The 23,432-nt window shown below is 41.3% G+C and carries 15 protein-coding genes and 1 pseudogene; 10 read left to right on the top strand and 6 right to left on the bottom strand.

Features of this window, described 5'->3' with window-relative positions; genetic code table 11:
* Positions 1 to 69: 69 nt before the first annotated feature.
* Entirely contained in the window at positions 70 to 1,248 is a 1,179-nt protein-coding gene (locus BEGALDRAFT_RS03370) for a CaiB/BaiF CoA transferase family protein (RefSeq protein ID WP_002683638.1), read from the top strand.
* Between the two features lie 52 nt (positions 1,249 to 1,300).
* The gene (locus tag BEGALDRAFT_RS03365) at positions 1,301 to 2,674 is read left to right on the top strand and encodes an NfeD family protein (RefSeq protein ID WP_002683637.1); all 1,374 of its coding nucleotides are present in this window, start codon (positions 1,301 to 1,303) and stop codon (positions 2,672 to 2,674) included.
* A 207-nt stretch (positions 2,675 to 2,881) separates the two neighbouring features.
* Here the strand turns inward: BEGALDRAFT_RS03365 and BEGALDRAFT_RS03360 are convergent, their stop codons facing one another.
* Both BEGALDRAFT_RS03360 and BEGALDRAFT_RS03355 read right to left on the bottom strand, forming a co-directional pair.
* Complete coding sequence (locus BEGALDRAFT_RS03360; protein ID WP_002683635.1) at positions 2,882 to 3,352, bottom strand: bacteriohemerythrin; 471 nt, start codon at positions 3,350 to 3,352, stop codon at positions 2,882 to 2,884.
* A gap of 136 nt (positions 3,353 to 3,488) precedes the next feature.
* Complete coding sequence (locus BEGALDRAFT_RS03355; RefSeq protein WP_002683634.1) at positions 3,489 to 4,163, bottom strand: hypothetical protein; 675 nt, start codon at positions 4,161 to 4,163, stop codon at positions 3,489 to 3,491.
* 330 nt (positions 4,164 to 4,493) lie between these two features.
* Between BEGALDRAFT_RS03355 and BEGALDRAFT_RS03350 the strand changes: the two genes are divergently transcribed.
* The 7 genes from BEGALDRAFT_RS03350 to hypD all read left to right on the top strand — a co-directional run bounded on the left by BEGALDRAFT_RS03350 (position 4,494) and on the right by hypD (position 12,049).
* Positions 4,494 to 5,159 (top strand): protein-L-isoaspartate O-methyltransferase family protein, encoded by a 666-nt coding sequence (locus BEGALDRAFT_RS03350; RefSeq protein WP_002683632.1) that lies wholly within the window; start codon positions 4,494 to 4,496, stop codon positions 5,157 to 5,159.
* A 65-nt stretch (positions 5,160 to 5,224) separates the two neighbouring features.
* Positions 5,225 to 5,557 (top strand): rhodanese-like domain-containing protein, encoded by a 333-nt coding sequence (locus tag BEGALDRAFT_RS03345; RefSeq protein ID WP_002683630.1) that lies wholly within the window; start codon positions 5,225 to 5,227, stop codon positions 5,555 to 5,557.
* A gap of 212 nt (positions 5,558 to 5,769) precedes the next feature.
* The gene (locus tag BEGALDRAFT_RS03340; protein ID WP_002683628.1) at positions 5,770 to 6,741 is read left to right on the top strand and encodes an ABC transporter substrate-binding protein; all 972 of its coding nucleotides are present in this window, start codon (positions 5,770 to 5,772) and stop codon (positions 6,739 to 6,741) included.
* 107 nt (positions 6,742 to 6,848) lie between these two features.
* On the top strand, positions 6,849 to 8,351 hold the full coding sequence (locus BEGALDRAFT_RS17800) for a SpoIIE family protein phosphatase (RefSeq protein ID WP_002683626.1): 1,503 nt from the start codon (positions 6,849 to 6,851) through the stop codon (positions 8,349 to 8,351).
* A gap of 261 nt (positions 8,352 to 8,612) precedes the next feature.
* A complete protein-coding gene (locus BEGALDRAFT_RS03330) occupies positions 8,613 to 10,013 on the top strand; it encodes a TolC family outer membrane protein (RefSeq protein WP_002683625.1) in 1,401 nt (466 codons plus the stop codon).
* A 147-nt stretch (positions 10,014 to 10,160) separates the two neighbouring features.
* Positions 10,161 to 10,922, top strand: a complete 762-nt coding sequence (gene pdxJ / locus BEGALDRAFT_RS03325; RefSeq protein ID WP_002683624.1) for a pyridoxine 5'-phosphate synthase — start codon at positions 10,161 to 10,163, stop codon at positions 10,920 to 10,922.
* 44 nt (positions 10,923 to 10,966) lie between these two features.
* The gene (gene hypD, locus BEGALDRAFT_RS03320; RefSeq protein WP_002683622.1) at positions 10,967 to 12,049 is read left to right on the top strand and encodes a hydrogenase formation protein HypD; all 1,083 of its coding nucleotides are present in this window, start codon (positions 10,967 to 10,969) and stop codon (positions 12,047 to 12,049) included.
* A 427-nt stretch (positions 12,050 to 12,476) separates the two neighbouring features.
* Here hypD and BEGALDRAFT_RS03315 read toward each other — a convergent pair whose 3' ends face one another.
* On the bottom strand, positions 12,477 to 14,732 hold the full coding sequence (locus BEGALDRAFT_RS03315) for a CHAT domain-containing protein (RefSeq protein WP_002683620.1): 2,256 nt from the start codon (positions 14,730 to 14,732) through the stop codon (positions 12,477 to 12,479).
* A gap of 64 nt (positions 14,733 to 14,796) precedes the next feature.
* Positions 14,797 to 15,459 carry an energy-coupling factor ABC transporter permease gene (locus tag BEGALDRAFT_RS03310; protein ID WP_002683617.1) on the bottom strand — a complete coding sequence of 221 codons (663 nt, stop codon included), beginning with the start codon at positions 15,457 to 15,459 and terminating at the stop codon, positions 14,797 to 14,799.
* Between the two features lie 262 nt (positions 15,460 to 15,721).
* On the opposite strand from BEGALDRAFT_RS03310, the gene leuS reads away from it, so the two are divergent.
* Positions 15,722 to 18,301: a leucine--tRNA ligase gene (gene leuS, locus BEGALDRAFT_RS03305; protein WP_002683616.1), complete on the top strand. Its 2,580-nt coding sequence runs from the start codon at positions 15,722 to 15,724 to the stop codon at positions 18,299 to 18,301.
* Positions 18,302 to 18,502: 201 nt separating this feature from the next.
* Here the strand turns inward: leuS and BEGALDRAFT_RS03300 are convergent.
* A pseudogene (locus BEGALDRAFT_RS03300) lies at positions 18,503 to 19,487 on the bottom strand (Rpn family recombination-promoting nuclease/putative transposase).
* Between the two features lie 213 nt (positions 19,488 to 19,700).
* Positions 19,701 to 23,423: an exodeoxyribonuclease V subunit beta gene (gene recB, locus BEGALDRAFT_RS03295; protein ID WP_002683614.1), complete on the bottom strand. Its 3,723-nt coding sequence runs from the start codon at positions 23,421 to 23,423 to the stop codon at positions 19,701 to 19,703.
* Between the last annotated feature and the right edge of the window lie 9 nt (positions 23,424 to 23,432).

Here is a 23,432-nt window from a genome sequence, read left to right as displayed (position 1 = left end):
GAACTCAGGTTAGTAAAAAATTTTAACGTTATTTTTTTTAAAAATAATCAATAATCAAACAGGTGAACTATGCAAAAACCATTAACAGGCGTGCGTATTTTAGATTTAACTCGATTATTACCGGGCCCTATGTGCACCTTACATTTAGCAGATATGGGCGCAGATGTGATTAAAATCGAAGATACGGGAGAAGGGGATTATGCCCGCTGGATGGGCGTGGAAAAGCCAAAAAACTCAGGTTATTTTTTAGCCGTCAACCGTAATAAACGGGGAATTACGCTGAATTTACGCGAAGCACAAGGGCGCGATATTTTCCTCCAATTGGCAAAAACCGCTGATGTCATTATTGAAAGTTTTCGCCCGCAAGTTATGGATAAATTAGGCATTGGCTATGCCGATATTCAAGCGATTAACCCACGTATTGTGTACTGTGCCATCACAGGCTATGGACAAACAGGCCCTTATCGGGACAAAGCAGGACATGATTTAAACTATTGTGGATACAGTGGCGTTGCTGAACAAATTGGGTTAGCAGGCGAAGCCCCCGCCATGTCTAACTTTCAAATTGCCGATTTAGCAGGCGGCACATTAAGCGCGGCAATGGGTATTTTAGCGGCTTTATACGCGGTACAAAAAACAGGAAAGGGCACTTATATCGATGTTTCTATGACTGATTGCACATTAACGCACGCTGTCGCAGCCTTATCGACCTATGTGCGTGAGGGTAAAACTAGCCCACGTGGTGAGGATATGCTCACAGGACGTTTACCCAACTATCGAATTTATGAGACTGCCGATAAGCGTTATATGGCAATGGGTGCATTAGAACCTAAATTTTGGCAAGCCTTTTGTCGAGCGATTGAGCGCGAAGACTGGTTAAATTTAGCATGGGCAACAGGACAAGTCGCACAGCGGTTACAACAAGATTTAACCCAGTTATTTGCATCACAACCACAACAATATTGGGTAGAAAAATTTGCAACGGTTGATTGTGGCGTAACCCCTATTTTAAGTTTTGAAGAAAGTCTGGCAGACCCACAAATTCAAGCAAGGGGTTTATTCATCAGTGCCGAACATCCCACGCAAGGCACGGTGCAACAATTTGCTTTTCCGCTAAAATTCAGTGAATACCGTTTCAGCATAGACCGTCATGCACCAATGCAAGGAGAGCATAATCAGGAAGTTTTAAGCACCTTAGGTTATAGCGAAATGGATATCGACGCATTACGCGCAAAAGGGATTATTTAAGCGTATTTATTAAAAAGTCATTCATGGGATAAACGCCAAAATTGGGGGGATTATGCGGTGCTATTTACGTCTATTTATCTATTTTCTGAGCATTTTTTCACTGGCTAGTTTTGCCCATGCAGAAACATCAACACCACCAACTACCCAAGTTTGGCAATTAACTATTCATGGCGCAATCACGCCTGCAACGGCTGATTATGTAGTGCAAGCTATTCAAAAAGCACAAACTGCCACGGTTGAATTGATTGTTTTAACCATCGACACGCCGGGGGGATTAGATTTAGCCATGCGCGAAATTGTGCAAGCGATTCTTGCCTCTCGTGTTCCTATTGCAAGTTATGTTCACCCTTCAGGTGCGCGGGCTGCCAGCGCAGGCACTTATATTTTATACGCCAGCCACATTGCCGCGATGTCGCCCGCAACCAATTTAGGCGCGGCAACGCCTGTACAAATAGGACAAGCCGATAATGAAAACCAACGTCGAACAATTATCGATGCCACCGCTAACCCCAACACCACCAGCCCATCGGCTAAATCAAATGCTGATACGCTACGCGATAAGCAAGTAAATGATGCAGAAGCCTATTTACAATCATTAGCAACATTACGCGGACGCAATGCTGTTTGGGCGGGAAAGGCTGTGCGCGAATCGGCGAGTTTATCCGCTGATGACGCACTCAAAGAAAATGTTATCGATATCATTGCTAAAGATGTTAATGAGTTACTTGCTCAACTAAATGGGCGTGAGATTAAACTACCGCAACAAAACAAACGGCTACAAACCGCACAAACGACTATCACGCAGATTGAAGCTGATTGGCGCAATCGCTTATTAAGCATCATTACTGACCCTAATATTGCCTATTTGCTCATGCTCTTAGGTATTTACGGCATGTTTTTTGAGCTTTCTAATCCAGGCAGTATTTTACCAGGCGTTTTGGGCGGGGTTGCCCTCTTACTGGCTTTATTCGCGTTTCAAGTCTTACCGATTAATTATGCAGGTGTTGGCTTAATTCTGTTAGGCATTGCCTTTATCGTTGCTGAAGCCTTTTTTCCCAGCTTTATTTTAGGCTTAGGCGGTATTATTGCCTTTGTGATTGGTTCAATCATGTTGATGGACAGTGACACGCCCCATTTTACGATTTCTCCCGTTTTAATTGGCAGTTTAGCTATTACGACCACCATCTTTTTTATATGGATTGTCAAAATCAGTTTATGGATTCGAACACAACCCATTGTAAATGGAAAAGAAGCGATGCTCGGTTTAGAAGGGGAATGTACAGATAGCCATGGCAATCAGTTAAAAATCTTTGTTCACGGTGAATTATGGAATGCGCAAGCAACACAGCCGATAAAAGTGGGGCAACGTGTCCGTGTTATTGCAGGAAAAGGCTTAGTTTTAACCGTTGAGCCTATCACAGAATAAGTGGCTTCAACCTGCTGATAGTACTAAATAACCTGAGTTCGGCGAGATTTTTTAAAAAGACAACAGCTTGTCTGAATCAGAATTAACAGGATTTAAAACCCTTAAACCAAGAAATTAATGCGAATCACGTTTTTTAATTCTGCTAATTCTGTGAATTCTGATTCAGACAAATGCTTGTCTTTTTAAAAGAAACTCACCGAACTCAGGTTATTTATGCGGGTGAACATACTCCCAAATTTTGCCAACCCATGATTTTTCTGTCCAAGCAGATTTTAAGCCCTTACCCAGTAAAAAAGGACCATAACGTTTATCATCTTGCAAAATGTGATGGGTCAACCAGTGACGGAGAAAATGTAAGACTTCAATACTTACTGTTCCCTCGCCTTTTGTAACACGTTTTTGTAAATCAACAACTTGTTTAGTCAACTCTTCATGATGTTTCTTATGAATTTCATAATCAGGATAATCAAAAATCCGCATTAAACTTTCTTCAACAGCAAAGTGAATAACCGTATATTGCGCTAACTCGTCTAAAACCCGTTTAATTTCGGCTTGGTCTGTCCGTTTTACAATAGATTCATACATCCGATTGACGAGACCGACTAAAATTTTATGTTGCTCGTCAATTTCTTGAACACCAACACTAAGTTCATCTGTCCACTCTACCAATGGTTTCATTATTATTCTCCCGCCTTAGTCAGTCATAAAAAAATGAGGAAACTACCTACTAAGTCATTTAAGAAGGTAGTTTCCTGAACTTTCTAGCAGTTATTATGCCAGTGAAAAACGTTAGAATAATACGGGAATTATCTGCTTAGGGTTGGATGGCAAATGTTTGGATAGCCGTAAAATTGACAGTTTCCGTTTTTGGCGGTCTTTCACCTGTCACAGTGATATAACTGCCTGTTGCCGTGTCTGAACTAAAGGTTAAACGCAACGTTTTCGATGCTTCTTTGATAGAAACCCCTGTAAAACTGGCTTCACGTAATGTTCCTGCAAAAATATCATTGCTGATTGTCGCATTCGTTGGGTCAATAAGAATATCAACAACCAGAACAAGCGGGGTATTATTCGAATTTAAGGTAGTGTAAGCGAGATAATGCCCTAAACTGGTTTCCCAAACACCATCATAGGCATTGCCTTCGTAGGAAAGGATTAAATCAGCGGTGATTGTTATCGCTTGACCATCAGAGCCAGTCAGTAAGCCAGAAAGTTGATTTTCTGCGTCATTAACGGTTGCAACAACCGCATTTTCGCTGGTTAAACTGTTGAGTGTTAATTGTTGACTATCTAATAAACCTAAGTAGGTAGTTGTTCTGGATAAATCGGTATCAATTTGTACAGCAATGACCTGATTTTTAGTATCCTGCATCAGTAGCCAGTAATGGCTATTATTATCTAGCCAAATACCATTAACACTTGCAAAACTAACACCTTGCCAGAAAAGCAGGCAGAATAATATTACTGTCTTAATAAGTCGTAAATACATGATTTATTACTCCATAAACTGAGTTTTAAGGGAAATGTACTAACTTATACGTAGTAATATTAAAAACCCGTTGTACTTAAAAAAATCTTTTGTATTTACTCAAAACTGGAATTTAGGACTTACGCATTAACAAAATTAGGCAGTTAAAAATCAAAAAGTTAAAATTTTTATTTTGATATAAACCATGCAGATTTTTATCTCGTAACTCATTGAGTTTACGTTTTTTTAGTTTATTAATGTATAAATCCTAATATCATGTTCTACCTGCACTCTTGATAACACTATATAATACCCCGCAGTTTGACGAGGCACTTTATAGACAGGAACGGTATGATGTCATCCATGAATATTGAACAAGCTCGCTTTAATATGATTGAACAACAAATTCGCCCTTGGGATGTGTTAGACCCGCGTGTACTCAACGCGATGACACAAACGCCCCGCGAGTTTTTTGTTCCTGAAACTTATCAGCAATTAGCATTTGCCGATATTTCTATCCCTTTAGCAAACGGTCAAGAGATGCTACCGCCAAAAGTTCAAGGGCGTGTCGCACAATCTCTGTTATTAGATGAAAATGACACCGTGCTAGAAGTTGGTACAGGCAATGGCTATCTCACTGCCTTATTAGCAAAATTAGCAGATAAGGTTGAAAGCGTTGATATTTATGAAGAGTTTACTAAACTCGCGGCGAGTAAATTGCAACAATTAGGCATTCACAATGTCATATTGGAAACAGGGGATGCCGCAAATGGTTGGAAACAAGAAAAACGCTATGATGCCATTGTCTTAACAGGTTCTGTTCCTGTTTTAAAACCTTACTGGCAAGAGCAATTAAAAATTGGCGGACGTTTATTCGTGATTGTGGGCGAATCGCCTATCATGCAAGCGCGTGTCGTAACCCGTTTAAGCGATAAAGAATGGGCGACTGATTATGTCTTTGAAACTGATGTCCCCGCCTTAGTTAATGCGCCCCAACCTAGCCGTTTTGTGCTTTAACCACCACTTTTTCTTCTTTTAGCAAGGCAACAGGCATTTTTCGCTGTTGCCTGTTTTACACGATAATGCGCCAACTTAGTCCCCAACAATTAAAAGAGTATTTAGCACAACAAGTTGCTGAACAACAACCTCAGCCTTTACTGTTAGATGTCCGTGAACCGTGGGAATATAAAATTTGTCATTTGGAAAATGCCGTTTTAATGCCCATGAATTCGCTACCCAATCAGATTAATACCCTTGATAAAGAGCAAGAAATTGTCGTGATTTGTCATCATGGGATGCGAAGTCAACAAGTAGGTTGGTTTTTAGAACGGGTGGGATTTAAAAACGTGATTAATCTCACGGGGGGAGTTGCCGCTTGGGCACAAGAGGTTGACCAGCAAATGCCGACTTATTAAATAAATAGGCGGAAGTATTTTCTCGCTTCCACCATGTTTTGCGCGGAAGCCAGTGGCACGATGATTGCGTCACAAAATCTAAAACTAAAATAATAATAACTCATTATCCTACTATTAGAGTGAGACAAATTGCTGTGTAATGCACTAACTTAATAATGCTACTACCTTATTTTGTCTTCTATTAGTACAAACCTACTAAAGGAGTCATTGCGATGCAAAAAACTTGGGTAAAAATAATTTTATTCTTGTTATTTTGTTTTCCTTCTCTAACCATTGCTGAATCCCCTTCTCCTTATGCGGGTAAAAAGATTCTCCATGTTGCCTCTTATCATGAGGGGTTTGAATGGACAGATGGGATTAATCGCGGGATTGAAACTGGGCTAAAAGATAAGGGAATCGAGTATAAAGTATTCTACATGGATACGAAGCGAAACCCGACAGAAGCGTGGAAACAAGCCGCCACCGAAAAAGCTAAAGCCTTTTTAGAAGAGTTCAAGCCCGACGTGGTTATTACTTCTGATGATGATGCGGCTAAGTATTTAATCGTGCCAAATTATAAGGATGTTGATTTACCTATTGTATTTTGTGGAATCAATTGGGATGCATCTCCTTATGGATTCCCTGATAAAAATATCACTGGCATGTTAGAGGTAGAACTCATCCCTGCTATCATTGGACATCTGAAACAACACGCAAAGGGCGAGCGAATCGGAACGTTGACTATAGAAGGACTGACAGAACGAAAAATTGTGCAGAAGTACATGGATATTCTAAATATTCCTATCACGCAGTCTTATTTCGCAAAGACGTTTGATGAATGGAAAGACAGTTTTTTAAAGCTACAATCTGAAGTAGATATGCTCATTGTGCTGAATTATGTGGGCATCGCAGATTGGGATACACAAGCCGCAATCAAATTTGTAGAAGAAAATACTCGCATTCCCGCAGGCGCAAGTTTTCCTTGGTTAGTGCCGCTTACCTTACTAGGCATTACTAATATCCCCGAAGAGCAAGGGCTATGGTCTGCACAGACCGCATTAAAAATTCTTGATGGCACGAAACCCGCCGATATTCCTATTGCGCAAAATAAAGACGGTAAATTATTTATTAATATGCGTGTTGCGGACAAACTTGGCGTACAGTTTAATCGCTCACTGCTAAAAATGGCGGAAATCATCCGTTAGTCTTTTAGTCTTTTCTTTTTTCCCCTGATAACCAACCCTCCCCTATAACTTCCTAAAATTAAACCTTTTGGGAAGTTATCTTATTTTTCTGGCGGCTAGACATTCTCATGAAAATTCAACACAAAATTAATCTATTCATGTTTATCATCTTGATGCTACTGAGTGCTTCTATTGTAGCGGTTGGTTATATGGTTATTAGTTCAATTGTTTACAATTTGAGTCGTGAAATATTTACTCAACGAGTACAGCATGTGAAAAAAGAACTACAAGAAACTTATGATATTCTTAATAGTTCTGGCGTATCCAGTATTGAGGGGTATGTACAGATAGCTCAGCAAGAATTTTTAGACAAGGTGAGTACCTATAAACAAGGCGAAACAGGTTATTTTTACATTTTGGATAAAGCCACTAACATCGTTTTGCACCCACATTTCCAAAGAGGCAGCACATTTGAATTACCCATTGCCAATACAATGCTACAACAAAAGGAAGGGGAAGCTGAATATATTTACCAAGAAGAAAAGTTTTACTGTGTATTTACCTATTTTCCAGAATGGGATTGGTTAATTGTATTGAAAATCTCAGAACGAGAAATGTTTGCAGAACGAAAAAGATATTTAATTTTTGTGGTTACAGCGAGCATTATCATTACGCTTATTGCCCTCTTATTATTACACTTTTATACACGGGCTATTAGTCAAAGAATCATGATGACTTTAACCTGTTTAAAACAAATCGAACAAGGCAATATGAAGGCTCGAATCACCGCCATTCATGATGATGAAATAGGAATGATTCAAGCAAGCATTAATTCTATGGTTGAAATGCTTGCCGCAAACGAAAAGTTAAAAGCTGAAAATGTACGCATGAGTGCCGAGTTAAGTGTCGCCCATCAGCTACAACAAATGTTGTTACCAAAAGAAGGGGAATTAACAGGTATAAATGAGCTAGAAATTTCTGGATTTATGCACCCAGCTGAAGAGACAGGCGGAGATTATTACGATGTCTTAGAACATGATGGACATATCATCGTGGGTATTGGAGACGTAACAGGGCATGGCTTAGAAAGCAGTGTTGTGATGATTATGGTACAAACCGCAGTACGAACCTTATTGACTAGCGGTATTACTGATACAGAAGTGTTTTTACGTATTTTAAATCGCACGATACACGACAATATCAAGCGGATGAATTCTGATAAAAACCTTACGTTCCTTTTGCTAGATTATCAACAAAATGGGCTGTTTAAATTCAGTGGACAACATGAAGAAATACTTTTTATACGCGATGGCGGACAAATAGAACGATTTGACACCATTGATTTAGGCTTTCCGATTGGCATTGAAACGGATATCAACTCCTTTATTTCACACATAAAAGTAGAGTTACAACAAGGGGAGGGTGTTGTACTTTATACAGATGGCATTACTGAAGCGCGAAACAAGTCGAAGCAACAATATAGCGTAGAACGTTTGTGTGCTATTATCAGTGCTCATTGGCATCAATCTGCATCCGCTATTACACAAGCAGTCATCAATGACTTAAAAAATCACACTGGCGACTGTAAACTGTCTGATGACATTACGCTTGTTGTTCTGAAAAAAAACTAATTTTTGATGCTTTATTAACCAAGGTAGTTATAAAACAACCTTTCATCTAAGTCTTGTCATATATTGACTTTTAGGGATATTTTGACGAAGCGTCATTTTTTATTTATGCTAATTAAAGTCTGCATAAGTACTGTTTACGTTTTACAAGATTTAATGAAGGCATAAAATTATGTTGATATCCCATTGATTGCCCTGTAAATGCAAGCATCTTATGACAAGCTATTCAAGAATATTCGCAATTATTAATATGGAGTGTCGACAATGATGTATAAACGACTCAGTTACTTACTGCTCACCAGTTGTTTAATTGTCCCCTCTGCACAGGCAGAGACTTTATTAGATTTATATACCCTCGCCAAAGAAAACGACGCGCAACTAAAAATTTCTGAATCTGACCGTTTGATTGCTTTAGAAGCCAAGCCACAAGCAAATGCCAGTTTATTGCCACAAGTGACTTTAGGCGCAGATGTGACAGAATCATGGAATACAGAAAACTGGATGAGTGGCAGTGATACAGAAAACACCTCCGCAGGCTATTCCGTATCACTCAGTTATCCCCTTTATCGTCGTGATAGACAAATTTTATTAGAACAAGCAGATACAGGGGTTAAAGTAGCTGAAGCAACCTATGCCAGCCAACAACAAGCGTTAATTCAACGCCTTGCTTCTGCTTATTTTAACATTTTGAATGCTGAAGATAATTTACGTTTTACCCGTGGTGCGCGTGAAGCATTCCGCCGTCAATTAGACCAAACTCAACAACGCTTTGATGTCGGTTTAATTGCGATTACAGACGTGAAAGAAGCCCAATCTGGTTTTGACCAAGCCGTTGCGGACGAAATCACTGCTCAAAATACAGTCGACCAGTCTTACGAAACATTGCGCGAAATCACAGGGAGTTATCATAAACTCTTAGCGACACTTAAATCTGACACGCCATTATTACCGCCAGACCCCCAAGATATTGATGCGTGGACAAAAACCGCTTTAGAACAAAATCCCCAAATCATCGCCCAACTGGCAGCGATTGAAAACGCTCGCCAAGAAGTTGAACGGCAACGCGCAGGCAATTTGCCCACCGTTGATTTAACCGCACGACATGGCTACAGCGATATTATTCGTGGTGATGAGTCCAATTTCAGCATGAGCACCAGCAACTCTGTTGGCGTTTCACTCAGTTATTCCCTTTACGAAGGTGGTGCGATTCGCTCCAAAATTCGTGAGGCACAACAACGCTATGTCCAAGAACTTGACCGTTTAGAACAAACCCGCCGCTCTATTCAAAATCAAACCCATACGAATTATCTTAATGTTTTATCAGGCATTAGTCGCGTTAAAGCTAGCCGTCAAGCGGTAGAATCCGCATTAACTGCGTTAGAAGCCATCGAAACAGGATTTGATGTAGGAACACGGACCTCTGTTGACGTTCTCAATGCACGCCGTGATTTATTAGACGCACAACGTAATTATTCACAAGCCCGTTATCAATATGTTTTAAGCACTGTAACCTTAAAACAATCTGCGGGTTTACTGCGCTTAGAAGACCTCGTTGCCATTAATGAATGGCTCACGGTTCCCGCAAAAACAGAACAGCCTGTTGCTACGGAAAAAACCGACGAAAAAACGGGTAAAGAAACCAGTAAGAAATCAGCTAAAAAGTAACTAAATTATTGAGAGACGCGCTATTGTGTCTCTCAATTCCCTCCTAAAATCCGTCTTTTAATTTTTCGCGCTTTTCTCCCCCAAGCCCGTTAAACACCTGCTAAAATACCCCGTTTCATCTTTTAGTTTGATTGGAAATCAGGTGTTATGAACGCTGCTGCACTCCCTACTTCGCAACCAATTTATTTAGGGGTCAATATTGACCACGTTGCTACCCTACGCCAAGCACGGGGCACGATTTACCCCGACCCAATTCAAGCCGCTTTAATTGCAGAACAAGCTGGCGCGGATTTTATCACTCTCCATCTACGTGAAGACCGTCGTCATATTAAAGAACGCGATGTTTTAATTCTTAAAGAAGTCACGACGACCCATATCAATTTAGAAATGGCAATCACCGCAGATATGCTCGCTTTTGCTGAACAAATTCGCCCGAAAGATGTCTGCTTAGTACCTGAAAAACGTAGCGAACTGACAACAGAGGGAGGCTTAGATGTTTGCGGGCAAAAACAAATTGTTGCAGAAGCCTGTCAACGATTGCAGAAAGCAGGTAGCAAAGTATCTTTATTTATAGACCCTGATTTAGCCCAAATTGAAGCAGCGGCAACCGTCGGCGCACCCGTGATTGAATTACATACAGGCACTTATGCTGATGCATTCACCACCGAACAACGCATGAACGAATTAAAACGGATTCAAGTTGCAACAGAACACGCGGTTAAATTAGGCTTACAAGTCAATGCGGGGCATGGATTGCATTATCACAATGTACAAACCATTGCCGCAATTCCCGATTTAAGAGAACTCAATATTGGACATGCCATTGTTGCCCGCGCCTTATTTTCAGGGCTTGCCGAAGCGGTACGCGAAATGAAACGCTTAATGGTAGAAGCTCGTAACCGTTGTTAAGTAAACTCATTTCTGATTCTGTTTTACCCAAAAGAGACACGCCCATGCACACCGCCCAAGAATGGTTAGAAAAAATCCGTGCGTTACCATTAACAAGCCCACTCAAAATTATGAATGTCTGTGGCGGACATGAGCGTGCTATCACGACCGCAGGCATTCGCGGGGCATTACCGCCCCAAATAGAATTAATTCCCGGACCAGGTTGTCCTGTCTGCATCTGTCCTGAAGAAGATATTTATGCCGCCATCCAGCTCGCGCTACAAGACAAAGTCATTCTGCTCGCCTTTGGCGATATGTTGCGCGTTCCAGTCAATGTCAGCAAACAAGAAGCGCGGTCTTTAGAACAAGCCAAAGCCCTAGGCGGTGATATTCGTCCCATTGCCTCCCCCATGGAAGCCCTACAGATTGCGGAACAAAATCCTAAACAAGCAGTTATTTTTTTCGTCGCGGGTTTTGAAACAACCATTGCCCCCGTTGCGGCACTACTGGCGCAAGGCGTTCCCGATAATCTCTATTTTCTACTGTCTGGGCGTTTGACTTATCCCGCAGTTGCCATGCTACTAGAAACAGGACAAGCCACGTTTCAAGCTCTCGTCGCACCAGGACATGTTGCAACAGTGATGGGGGCGAATGAATGGACGTTTGTTGTCACTGAACATCAACTCCCTTGTGCGGTGGCAGGCTTTACACCTGAAAGTTTGCTCGCAGGTTTTTACTCAACGATACGCCAATATTTAGATAAAAATTACTTCTTAGACAACTGTTATCCGCAATTAGTTACCGCACAAGGCAATACGACAGCAAAAATCTATCTAAATGAAAAATTAAATATTATTGATGCAAATTGGCGCGGAATCGGCATTATTCCCCGCTCAGGCTTCGCGCTGAAAGAATCAACACATGATGCCCGTTATCATTTTCCTGACTATGCGAGTGAATCCCGTCGACGCGCGGGAGAAATGCCCGCAGGCTGTGATTGTGCGAGCGTTGTTTTAGGAAAAATTTATCCGAATCAATGCCGTTTATACAGCACTGCTTGCACGCCAAGAAACCCGATAGGACCCTGTATGGTTTCAGATGAAGGAGCTTGTCGCATTTGGTGGTCTGGCGGGGTACGCACACATTAGCTTTTTTAATCAAAACATTGCTTTACCAAAACAACCCTGTTAGGTCTTAAGACTTAACAGTTTTTTGTTTTTTAAATGGTAGTGCCAAAGAAGTATAGTAACCGTACCATAAAGTGATTTAAATCTAGGACTGGCAGTCCTCCATGTCGTTTTATAATACGTTTGCTATAGAACCCATTTGAAATATTTAAAAAGAAGCGAGCCATTTAATTAACCTGAGTTCGCGAGTTTCTGTTAAAAAAACAATAGCTTGTCTGAATCAGAATTTTCAGAATTAAAAAGACAAGAAAATTAAAAGAATAAAAAATTATGTTTTTAATTCTGCTAATTCTGTGAATTCTGATTCAGACAAAAAAAGACCTGCTAGGTTTTCAAAACCTAGCAGGTCTCTGTTTTATTTTATAAAACTCGCAAAATTCAACTTAAGTTATAACCAACTACCAATTAATAAAAATGCTGCCCAGTAAGCAGGATGTTGTGAAGCAACTTGCTTTAAAAGCTGAACTTGGGCGTATTGTAAGGCTTTTGCACGAGAGAGATGCCCTTGTTGTAATTGTTGGTAGAACGTCACCATTAAATCCGCCGTTGCGCGGTCGTCCACAAACCATAAACTGGCTAACGCGCTTCTTGCCCCCGCTTTAATCGCAATCCCTGCTAACCCTAAAGCAGCACGGTCATCACCAACAGCCGTTTGACAAGCACTTAATGTCAATAATTCAACGGGTTCTTTGCGCCATTGACTTAAACGCATGAGTTGTTCTAAACGGTCTATTGTCAATTTTCCGTCGAAGGTGAGTAAGAAGGTTTTTTGAGGGTCAGCATCAAATTGACCATGTGAGGCTATGTGTATGACAGAATAAGGGGTTGTTTTTAGTTTATCGCTGAGTGAACCCAGCAAGAAAGAATCATCTTGTAACACTTGGTCAGTGCTGAGTGTTTGTCTTAACTTACTAATTTCTTCGGGAACATTGGGCAGGGGAGAAAAGTCTTGTACGCCTTTGGATAAGCCGTTTAATAATACGTTGGGACTTTGCCAATTAATTTGTTTGGGGTCTGTGAGGTTAATCCCTGGAGTTGTCGCAAGGGCGTAACGTTCAATTAAGAATTGTTTGCCATCAAATAGTGGCGCAAGCGGGATGGTGCGTAAAATGCCATCAGGGACAACGACAATGGTATCAATCGAGTTTGCTTGTAAATCTGCTTCTAGTGGACGAATCAGCCAATCATAAAGTTGTTGCGCTTGAATAAAAAAACGGCGATTAGTCCGCGAAACTAAATTGTTTCGAAAATCGTTTACTTCTTGGGTTAAACGTATTTCATTAATATTAACAACGGTTTGTTTTAAGTCGTTAGGTAGTGTGATAAGCAGGACAAGACGTTCAGGTAAAATAATGGGGTATAAAATCGCGGTGTGAGAAATGAGCGGTTTATTGCTAGTAATATCAGTTTGTTGTGCGTTAATGACGCAGTCGTCTTGAAAATAATCTTGTAATTCAGCTGCTTTTAAACGTTCCACAGTGTCGCGGGCATGGGTTAAATAGTTTTTGTGTGCGTTAGTATCGGTTGTACTTTCCGCTTTTTTCAGCAGTAAATCGGCGAGTTCAAAATAGATTTGTCGAACACTTTGGCGGGCTGCCTCGCTGGGGGTACGGTATCCATTATTTAATACGGCACGAATAGGCTGAACGGTTTCAATCGCTTGTTGATAAATCACAATCGCTTCTTCCGTTTGCCCTTGTTCCCTGAATAAACGGGCTTTTTGCCATTGCCAATAATAGAGTAAATCGGGCGCGCTTTGTTTTTGGGCGAGAAAAATGGCGCGATTAAATAATTGTTCAGCTTCGGAATAGCGGGCTTCTTTGGCGTAGAGTTCGCCGAGATAGCCCTGTGCATAGGCTGCGATACGATTATTATTTAATTTTTGCGCAAGGCTTAAGGCTTCTGTGTAATGTTGATAAGCGGGTAATAAATCACCATTGGATTGTGCAAGTTGCCCTAGTGTAATGAAATTGAATGCTTTATCGTAATTATTGGGGAGTTTATTGTTAATCTGGATAGCTTTTTCAAAAAGAACTTTGGCATCATTTTTGTTTTTTTGTTCAATATACAGTTGAATTTGATTATTTAATATATTGATAAGCAATAGATTATCACCACTCCGTTCTGCAAAAACGGCACTTTCTTGATAGGTTTCTAAAGCTCGCGCATATTCTTGCTGTAGGGCTAATACATTGCCTGCATTGTTTAATAATTGAGCAAGGAGTGCGGGATTGTTTAAAGGTCTTGCTAATTTAAGGCTTTCATTCACTAACTCGCTTGCTTGTGATGTTTCATGATTTGCGAGTAATAACATTCCTAATTGATTTAAAACAAGGGCATAACGTTCAGCATCATTACGTTGTCTTGCTAAATCAAATACTTTTTGTAATGTTGCTTGCGCAGACTGATAAAGTCCTAGTGCTTGATAAGCATAGTTTAATTGTAACGCGGTATCGATAGCGGTTAAAGAATCGTCTTTATCACGTAATAAAGCAGATAAGGCTAACTCCCATTGTTGTACAGCCTCTTCAAACTGACCTGTTTGATAGGCTTGTTGACCATTTTTTAACCAGTCCTCAACAACGGCATAACCATTTGTCCAAATGCCTACCGTCAAGCATATAACCCATAGCAATCGATACATGATTTATCCTTTTGAAGCGTATTTGCTATTAACCTAAAACAGGGTAAAAATTCGGTTTTCTTAACTATTTACCGCGTAAATAAACATCGTCATTAAAACTGCCTATCCATTGTGGACGAAAAACGACTAATAACGTCACTAACGCCCCATTAATAAAGGCTTCAGGAAATAACATAACAATGATAAATAAAGGTTGTTCACCTAATTCAGCCATCGTATAAGTTTGGCTGAGTAATAAAATACTTAAGCCTGCTAGGCGACTCAATAACATCGATAACGCGCCACCAGCAAAAGCACAGATATAAATGTAGATAAAAAAATGTTTAGGAAATAAATAGTAAGCGACCCAATACACGGCATAAGTGACTAAAGCAGGAATCACACCATTACAAAGGACATTCAGCGAAAAACTCCCCCATTCCGCTTGTCCCATTAAGGTCACGCCTATCTGTGCAATGCTGGTACAAATAACGGCAAATTGCCAACCAAACATTAACGTAACGGTTGTGACTAATAAGATATGAAACTCCATACCCGATGTAATTCCAGCCCGCATTAACCAAAGCATCCAGACAATTAAACAAGTTCCAAAAAAAACATGGATATCCTTGTTATCCCACAAATGCCACCACGCCGCTTGCCAACAAGCACGGACTAAAATAAGCCCAAACAGAATATGTCCTAACCATAACCATTCTACGGCAGTTAAATCTACAGAAAAACTCATTTTTTCAAATCCTTAACCACGATTACACAACCAGTTTTTAAAAGTAAATTCGCTAATCATCACATCATACAACTCAGATTAATGAAAACAAGGCATTTATTTTTATTCACGAATCAGATAACTACTTTACGCCCCCAACGCCCCCACTACAAAAATAGCGCGAGACAACAAACAATCAATAACCTTCCCCTTTTCACTCATTCACGCATCAGTTATCCTACCCCATTTCTTTGTTTTAGCTTACGGAATCGTGAAATTAACCATGCACCCACAATACAGCCCAGACAACATTGAAGCCGAAGTAAAAGCCCGTTGGGAAACCGAACAAGTTTTTAAAACGATTGAAAAACCCAATCAAGAAAAATTCTACTGCCTCTCAATGTTCCCCTACCCCAGCGGACGGCTACACATGGGGCATGTGCGCAATTACACCATTGGTGACGTTATCAGCCGCTACCAACGCATGTTAGGCAAAAATGTGTTACAACCCATGGGCTGGGACGCATTCGGCTTACCCGCTGAAAATGCCGCGATACAAAACAAAGTCCCCCCCGCCAAATGGACACGCGAAAATATCGCCTACATGAAAAAACAATTGCAAAGTCTAGGCTTTGCCTACGATTGGGACAGAGAAATTGCCACGTGCAACCCCGAATATTATCGCTGGGAACAATGGTTCTTTACTCAATTGTATAAAAAAGGACTGGTTTACAAAAAAACGTCTCCCGTTAATTGGGACCCCGTAGATAACACCGTATTAGCCAATGAACAGGTTATCGACGGACGCGGTTGGCGGTCTGGCGCGCTGGTTGAACGGCGCGAAATCCAACAATGGTTTTTAAAAATCACCGACTACGCCCAAGAACTACTCGACGGCTTAGACGAACTCGCCGAAAAATGGCCCGAAGCCGTGCGCATCATGCAACGCAACTGGATAGGACGCTCCGAAGGCGTAGAAATTCACTTTAGCGTTGCACAAGACACCCTCACTGTTTACACCACCCGCCCCGATACCCTACTCGGAGCGACCTACGTCGCCATCGCCGCAGAACATCCGCTTGCGCAAAAAGCCGCCGAAAACAACCCAACTTTAAAAGCCTTTCTCCACGACTGCGCCCAAACCCAAACTGCCGAAGCCGCCTTAGAAACCATGGAAAAATTAGGCATGGATACAGGCTTACGCGCAACCCACCCCATCACAGGGCAAACAATTCCCGTCTGGGTTGCCAACTTTGTTCTTATGGGCTACGGCACTGGCGCGGTTATGTCCGTCCCTGCACACGACCAACGCGACTACGAATTTGCCCAAAAATACAAGCTACCGATTACACAAGTCATTCAAGCCACTGATGGCAGTCCTATGCCTGACAACATGGCAATGACAGAAAAAGGAATCCTCACCAACTCAGGCGAGTTTACAGGCTTAAGCTCCGAACAAGCCTTTATTAAAATTGCTGAATGGCTAGAAGCCCGCCAACTCGGACAACGGCGCGTCAACTACCGCCTGCGCGACTGGGGCGTATCCCGCCAACGCTACTGGGGCTGTCCCATTCCCATGATAGAATGCCCCCACTGCGGCACAGTCCCCGTACCAGAAACCGACTTACCCGTATTACTCCCTGAAAATGTAGAAGTGACAGGCGCAGGCTCACCCCTGAAAAAAGACCCTAACTTTTACCAAGTCAAATGTCCCACCTGTGGCGCAGATGCTCAACGCGAAACAGATACCTTCGACACCTTCATGGAATCCTCATGGTATTACGCCCGCTACGCCTCTTCTGACTGCAAAACCAGCATGTTAGACCAACGCGCTAACTACTGGCTACCCGTTGACCAATACATCGGCGGTATCGAACATGCCATTCTGCACTTGCTTTACTCTCGATTCTTTCAACGCCTCATGCGTGATTTAGGACTGGTCAAAAATGCCGAACCCTTTAGCCGTCTGCTCACACAAGGCATGGTCATTGCCGAAACCTTCTACCGCGAAGGCGAAGACGGCAAAAAACACTGGATAAACCCCGCCGATGTTGACCTACAACTCGACGACAAAGCCCGCCCCTTAAGCGCGGTTTTAAAAACCGATGGGCTACCCGTGATTATTGGCAACACCGAAAAAATGTCCAAATCCAAAAATAACGGCGTTGACCCCCAAGCCATGATAGAACGCTACGGCGCGGATACGGTGCGCTTATTCATCATGTTTGCCTCCCCGCCAGAACAATCCCTCGAATGGTCAGACGCAGGCGTAGAAGGCTCGCACCGCTTCCTAAAACGTCTCTGGAAACAAGTCAGCGACCACGTCGAAAAACAACCCATTCCCACCCTAGATACCGCTCAATTAAGCGAAGCAGAGCGTACACTACGCCGTCACGTTCATGAAACTATTGCTAAAGTCAGCGACGACATTGGACGACGTTACACCTTCAACACCGCCATTGCTGCCTGCATGGAATTATTAAACCACTTAAGCCGCGCTACGGACACCTCACAAACCCGTGCGATTATTCAAGAAGGTTTAGAATCCGTCGTTATCATGCTCTCGCCAATAGTCCCCTTCATCACCCAAAAACTCTGGGAAGGCTTAGGACATCATGATTTACTAGTTAATGTGCCATGGGTAAAGACTGACGAAAGCGCGTTAGTTCGCACAGAAGTTGAGATAGTCGTACAAGTCAACGGCAAACTGCGGAGTAAACTGACCATTTCCGCCAATGCTGACCAGAAAACCGTTGAAAACTTAGTCTTAAACGACGCAAATGTCATCCGCTTTATGGAAGGAAAAGAAGCGAAAAAAGTGGTTTATATTCCGCAGAAATTGGTGAATGTAGTCGTGGGATAATTTAAGTTTTACAATTTAAACAAAAAGTTAAATTGTATAACCTGAGTTCGGCGAGTTTTATAAAAACAGAGACCTGCTAGGTTTTTTAAAACCTAGCAGGTCTTTTTTTGTCTGAATCAGAATTCACAGAATTATCGTAAACGTACCATAAAGTAATTTAAATTTAGGACTGGCAGTCCTTCGTACCGTTTTATAGTTCGTTTACTCTAATCGCTCAATTTCTTCGCGTGTTAAGCCCGTCGCAACCATAATAAGCTCAAGAGGAGCATTGCTTTGCTTCAGTGCGATTGCGACTTTTATTCTTTCTTGTGCAATTTTCATTCTTTCTTGTTCAATCCCTTGTTTAACACCTTGTTCAATCCCTTTTTTGACACCTTGTTCAATCCCTTGCTCGATCCCTTTTTTGACCCCTTGTTCAATCCCAATCTCAATGCCTTTTTCCAGACCTATCTCAATTCCTTCCTGTTTAGCGGTATCAAGCACATTGATGAAATCGCGGTAGTATTTCAAACTCAATTCATACGCATGGCGGTCTTCATAACTCATATTCGCTAATTTCGCTAACGCAAAAGCGTCTTCGATAATATCGCCTTGAAATTCTCTCGGCATATCGTCAAACGTTACTAATTCACGCAGGAAATATAACCACCATTCTAAATGGTTCGCTAATTCGGATTCTTGCTTTTTGAATTTCGCCATTTCTATGTAAATGAAGTTCAATTTCTTAAACATCACTTCTTTGCTGTAAATATCGGTAATTTGTCCGAAATGTAAGTAACGCTCATCGGGAAAGCTGGCTAAGGAGAAGTCTAAAATCCCAATGAAATAAATCGGGGTTAATTCAAAGTCCCATTTGCCTTTTTTGGCTTGGTCTTGAATTAAGAAACTGGCGTAGTAAGTGGCGCGGTCTTGAAAGTGTTCTTGTTTTGCACGTTGTAATTCAACAATGAATTCCTGATTTTTTTCATCCCGACAATAAATATCAAAGATGGCACGTCGGTCTTCTTCTAACATGCCGAGCTTTTCGATATTTTTAAATTCTAAGCTGACAATTTTGTGTTTTATCGGTAATAAATCATTGAGAAAGCTGATGAGTAGGGGTTTACTTTCTTCACTGCCGAAGATTTTTTTTAAAGCCAAAATCGGTGAAGGGGTTGATGAATGTGCCTAGGGATTTGTCGGTCATGTTGATGTTTCCTCATGCTTGGAAAGATATAGTAAACGTATCATAAAATTATTTAAATTTAGGATTGGCAGTCTTCCGCATCGTTTTATAGTGCGTTTGCTATAGCAGGATTAAAAAGCGTGATTCGCATTAATTTCTTGGTTTAAGGGGTTTAAATCCTGCCAATCCTGATTCAGACAAATGCTTGTCTTTTTTAAAAGAAATTCGCCGAACTCAGGCTAAATAAGCAGAAAGCTGATTGATAAAATCCGCGCTGGGTTTATCGCGGAAAATCCCATAATTTGCGCCTGTGCTTGGGTTCATGCCACGGAGAAAAAGATAGTACACGCCCCCAATATGTTGTTCATAGTTGTAATTAGGCAGGCGGTTTTGTAAATATCGATGTAAGGCAACGAGGTAAATAATGTATTGTAAATAATAGGCTTCGCTTTCCATCGCTTGTGCTAATTTGCTGTGATGGTAGGCATCTGTTTTTGTACCTAACAAATTAGATTTATAGTCAATTAAATAGAATTTCCCTGATGTTTGGAAAATCATATCAATCGAGCCTTTCATAAATCCCTGTTGTGGCGCAAATGTTAAATTTTCTACAGAATCCCGAAAAATTGCAGGGAAAGTTTGCCCTTGTTCCTCAAATAGTCTGCGCAATCCTTCGATAGTGAATTGTTTAACGGGGTAGTAAAATTCGAGTTCGTTTAGGCGTTGTTCCCGCTGAATATTTGCCAGAATTAAGTCAGGTTGTTGCACTTCTAAAGGCGTGTGTAATATGTCTAATAACCAGTATTGAACGAATTCCGTATATTTCCCCGCATCAAAACCATATAGCACTAATAATCTATTGATTTCTTCTGGATTAATGTCTGTAAAATCGATGTTTTCTAATAAGTGGTGTAAAAATCGCCCTGCTTTCGCGCCACGCGGGAAGGTAAAAACATTGTTAGCGTCGCGTTGATTAACTCTGATGTCTATGTTTTTGTCGCTGATAGCGTCGTCATAGTCGGGGCGTTCGGTGTCACCTTTACTTTTTAATAGTCCTGAATAGCTGGACACGCGCCAATCATCATGACAGTTACCTGTAAAATAACGTGCAGTTAATTCCTTTTTATCGGTAATCGTGCGTTGAAAAGGGTTGACCGTTTCTGTTTTAAGTTCATTAAGTTGTATTGCTTGCGGTGCTTGTTTAGCCAGTTGTTCTAGGGGTTGGCGTAGGTTTAAATCAAAAGGTTCTTTGAGCCAGCTATTATTTTCCGATTTATCTGATTTATCTGATATTTTTATTTGTTGTGTGATGTCGTCATAGAGTAAATGTGCTAATGGTGAGGTGTCTGCGTCATTAATCGCGCCCCAGATTAAATAGCAGCGATAGGCAGCACGGGTAACAGCAACATAAAATAAACGTAGGTTTTCCGCCATTTCTTCGCGGGTTGCATAGAGGCGATTATTTTCTTGTTCGGTTGAACCTAAATCTAAAATGCGTTGGCTTAGGTCATTTGGGGCATGGAATAGAATTTGTGAGGATTTTTTGTTAAATATTTTTCCATCCCAAATATAAGGGCAGAAAATAATAGGATATTCAAGCCCTTTACTTTTATGAATAGTGATGATTTTAATCAACTGCTCATCACTTTCTAGGCGTAATTGTTGTTCTTCGTTACTCTTTTCCTCTTCGGCTAATTCGCGTTGTTTAGTGAGCCAGTTACAGAGTCCTGTTAATCCTAGCTTTTCTTGCATAACCGCTTTTTGCAGAATTTCGGCAAGGTGTAAAACGTTGGTTAAACGGCGTTCACCGTCGGCATGGCTTAATAAGCGTTCGGGCACTTTTTCCATCACTAAGAAATGGCGAAACATTTGGATAAAGCCTTGTGTTTGCCATGCTAAATGGTAAGAAAATAGGGTTTTTAAGCGTTTTTGCCATTGGCGTTCATCGTTGAGCAGGATGTAAAGTGCATCGCCTGTGAAGCCGAGTAAATCCGTTGTTAAGGCGGCTTTTATCAAGGTTTCGCGGGTAGGTTCAGCAATAGCGAGTAAAAGGCGTTCAATTTGCAGGGCTTCGGGGGATTTAAAAACGCTTTCTTGACTATAAAGGACGCTTTGTAGTCCTAGCTGGCTGAATTTTTTTTGTATTTCTTGGGCTTGTCCGTTAGTGCGCACAAGTATAGCGATATCGCTGGCTTCTATGGGACGGTCGCCAATGCGGGCTTTTCCTGCAAGGGATTGGTTGAGTAAGTCGATAATTTCTGCGCCGACTGCGTTGGGTATGTAGTTATTTGCCCATTCTTTCGTTAATACCTTTGGGCTGTCATTGTCTTTTTTAGAACCGCTCTTTTTTTTGCTTTCTGGTTTTTGGGAAGGCGTTTCGATGTCTGTATTTTCTGCATTGTCTGCGGGTTTTGGGTAGGTAAACCAGATGTGTAGCGGTGCGGTTTCTTGTTCGTTAATCAGTAAAGGTTTATCGGCAAGTTTTGGGGAGGCATCTACGGCAGAAAAGCCTATTTTTTCAAAAATAAATGGGTTGGGTCTTTGGATAAAAAGGCTATTGATAGCGGTGACAAGTGGCGCAGTTGACCGCCAATTGGTTTGTAGGGTGTAGCGGTTTTTGACTTGTTGCGCGGCTTCGATATAGGCAAAGATGTCCGCTCCACGAAAGCCGTAAATGGCTTGTTTGGGGTCGCCGATGAGAAACAGAATGCTGTTTGTATCATCGTTGTATATGCGGTTGAATATGCTGTATTGCGTGGGGTCGGTGTCTTGAAATTCGTCGATAAGTGCGGCGGGAAATTGGTGGCGAATGCGTGTAGCGAGGTTTTCGCCTGTGTCGGTTGCTAGGGTTTTGGCAAGGTTGGTGAGGAGGTCATCAAAGGATTGAACGTTTTTTAGGCGTTTTTTCTTGTTGAGTTTGGTTTCTACAACGGTGAATAGTTTGGTTTTTAGCGTGAGTAGATAATCATTATATTGTTGGCTCAGTTGTTGGTGGGCTAGTTGGAGGTTTTCCGCGTTGTTGAAAAATTCGTGTTGGGGGGTTGTGCCGTTCTTGTTTGTTCCTTTTTTTAAAGCATCAGGAGTAAATTTCTCAAATTTTTCAGGTAGATTTAAGTTAAGTTTGTCATAGCAGAAAAAGCCTGATAGTGCTTCACACCATGTTGGAATATTCTCCCTTTTGTATTGAGAATTACTCAGTGAATTATTATTGACTAATAAATCTTGAATTTCAGCTTGATTTTTTTCCCAACAACTTTTTGCAACATGAAAGGCTTTTAAATAGCTTTCTTCTGCTTTGTCTAAATCTATAACCGCATTTAATTCAGGAATGACTTTTAAATGGGGTTGTCCAATGTGTTTCCCATTGTCGATGGTTTTTAGTAAGTCCTTTGGCTCTTTCAGCTTTTTAGCTTGTAAATAGCTAATAAATAGAGGTTTTGCGATATAAAAATGTTGTCGCCAAAAGTCTTCGACGATTTCTTGAATTAATAGGCGTTGGTCGGTGAGTAATTCTGTGTCGAATAACATGCCACTTTCAAACGCATTATCGCGGAGAATTTGCCGACAAAAGCCGTGAATGGTAAATATTGCTGCTTCGTCGAATCCGCGTAGGGCGTGGCGTAAGCGTTCGCTGGCTTCGCCTAAATTGGCTTGGCAAGTGATGAGTAAGCTATCGGTGATTTCATTCGCTTCTATTGGTTCTCCCGCTTGTTTTTTTTGGAAAATATTGAGGGTATCGCGGATGCGTTTGCGAATGCGGTCACGGAGTTCTTTAGTTGCGGCTTCGGTAAAGGTAACGACGAGTATTTGATTAATCGCTAATTTTTTTTCTAGCAGTAACCGTAAAAATAGGATGGTTATGGTGTGGGTTTTCCCCGTGCCTGCACTGGCTTCGATTAAGTTTGTGGCAGTTAGTGGAACGGTTAACGGGTCTAATTTTAGATGGGTGTGAGACATGGGGAATCC

This window comes from Beggiatoa alba B18LD (assembly GCF_000245015.1).
GTDB lineage: Bacteria > Pseudomonadota > Gammaproteobacteria > Beggiatoales > Beggiatoaceae > Beggiatoa > Beggiatoa alba.
This window is presented reverse-complemented; position numbering and strand designations above follow the sequence as displayed.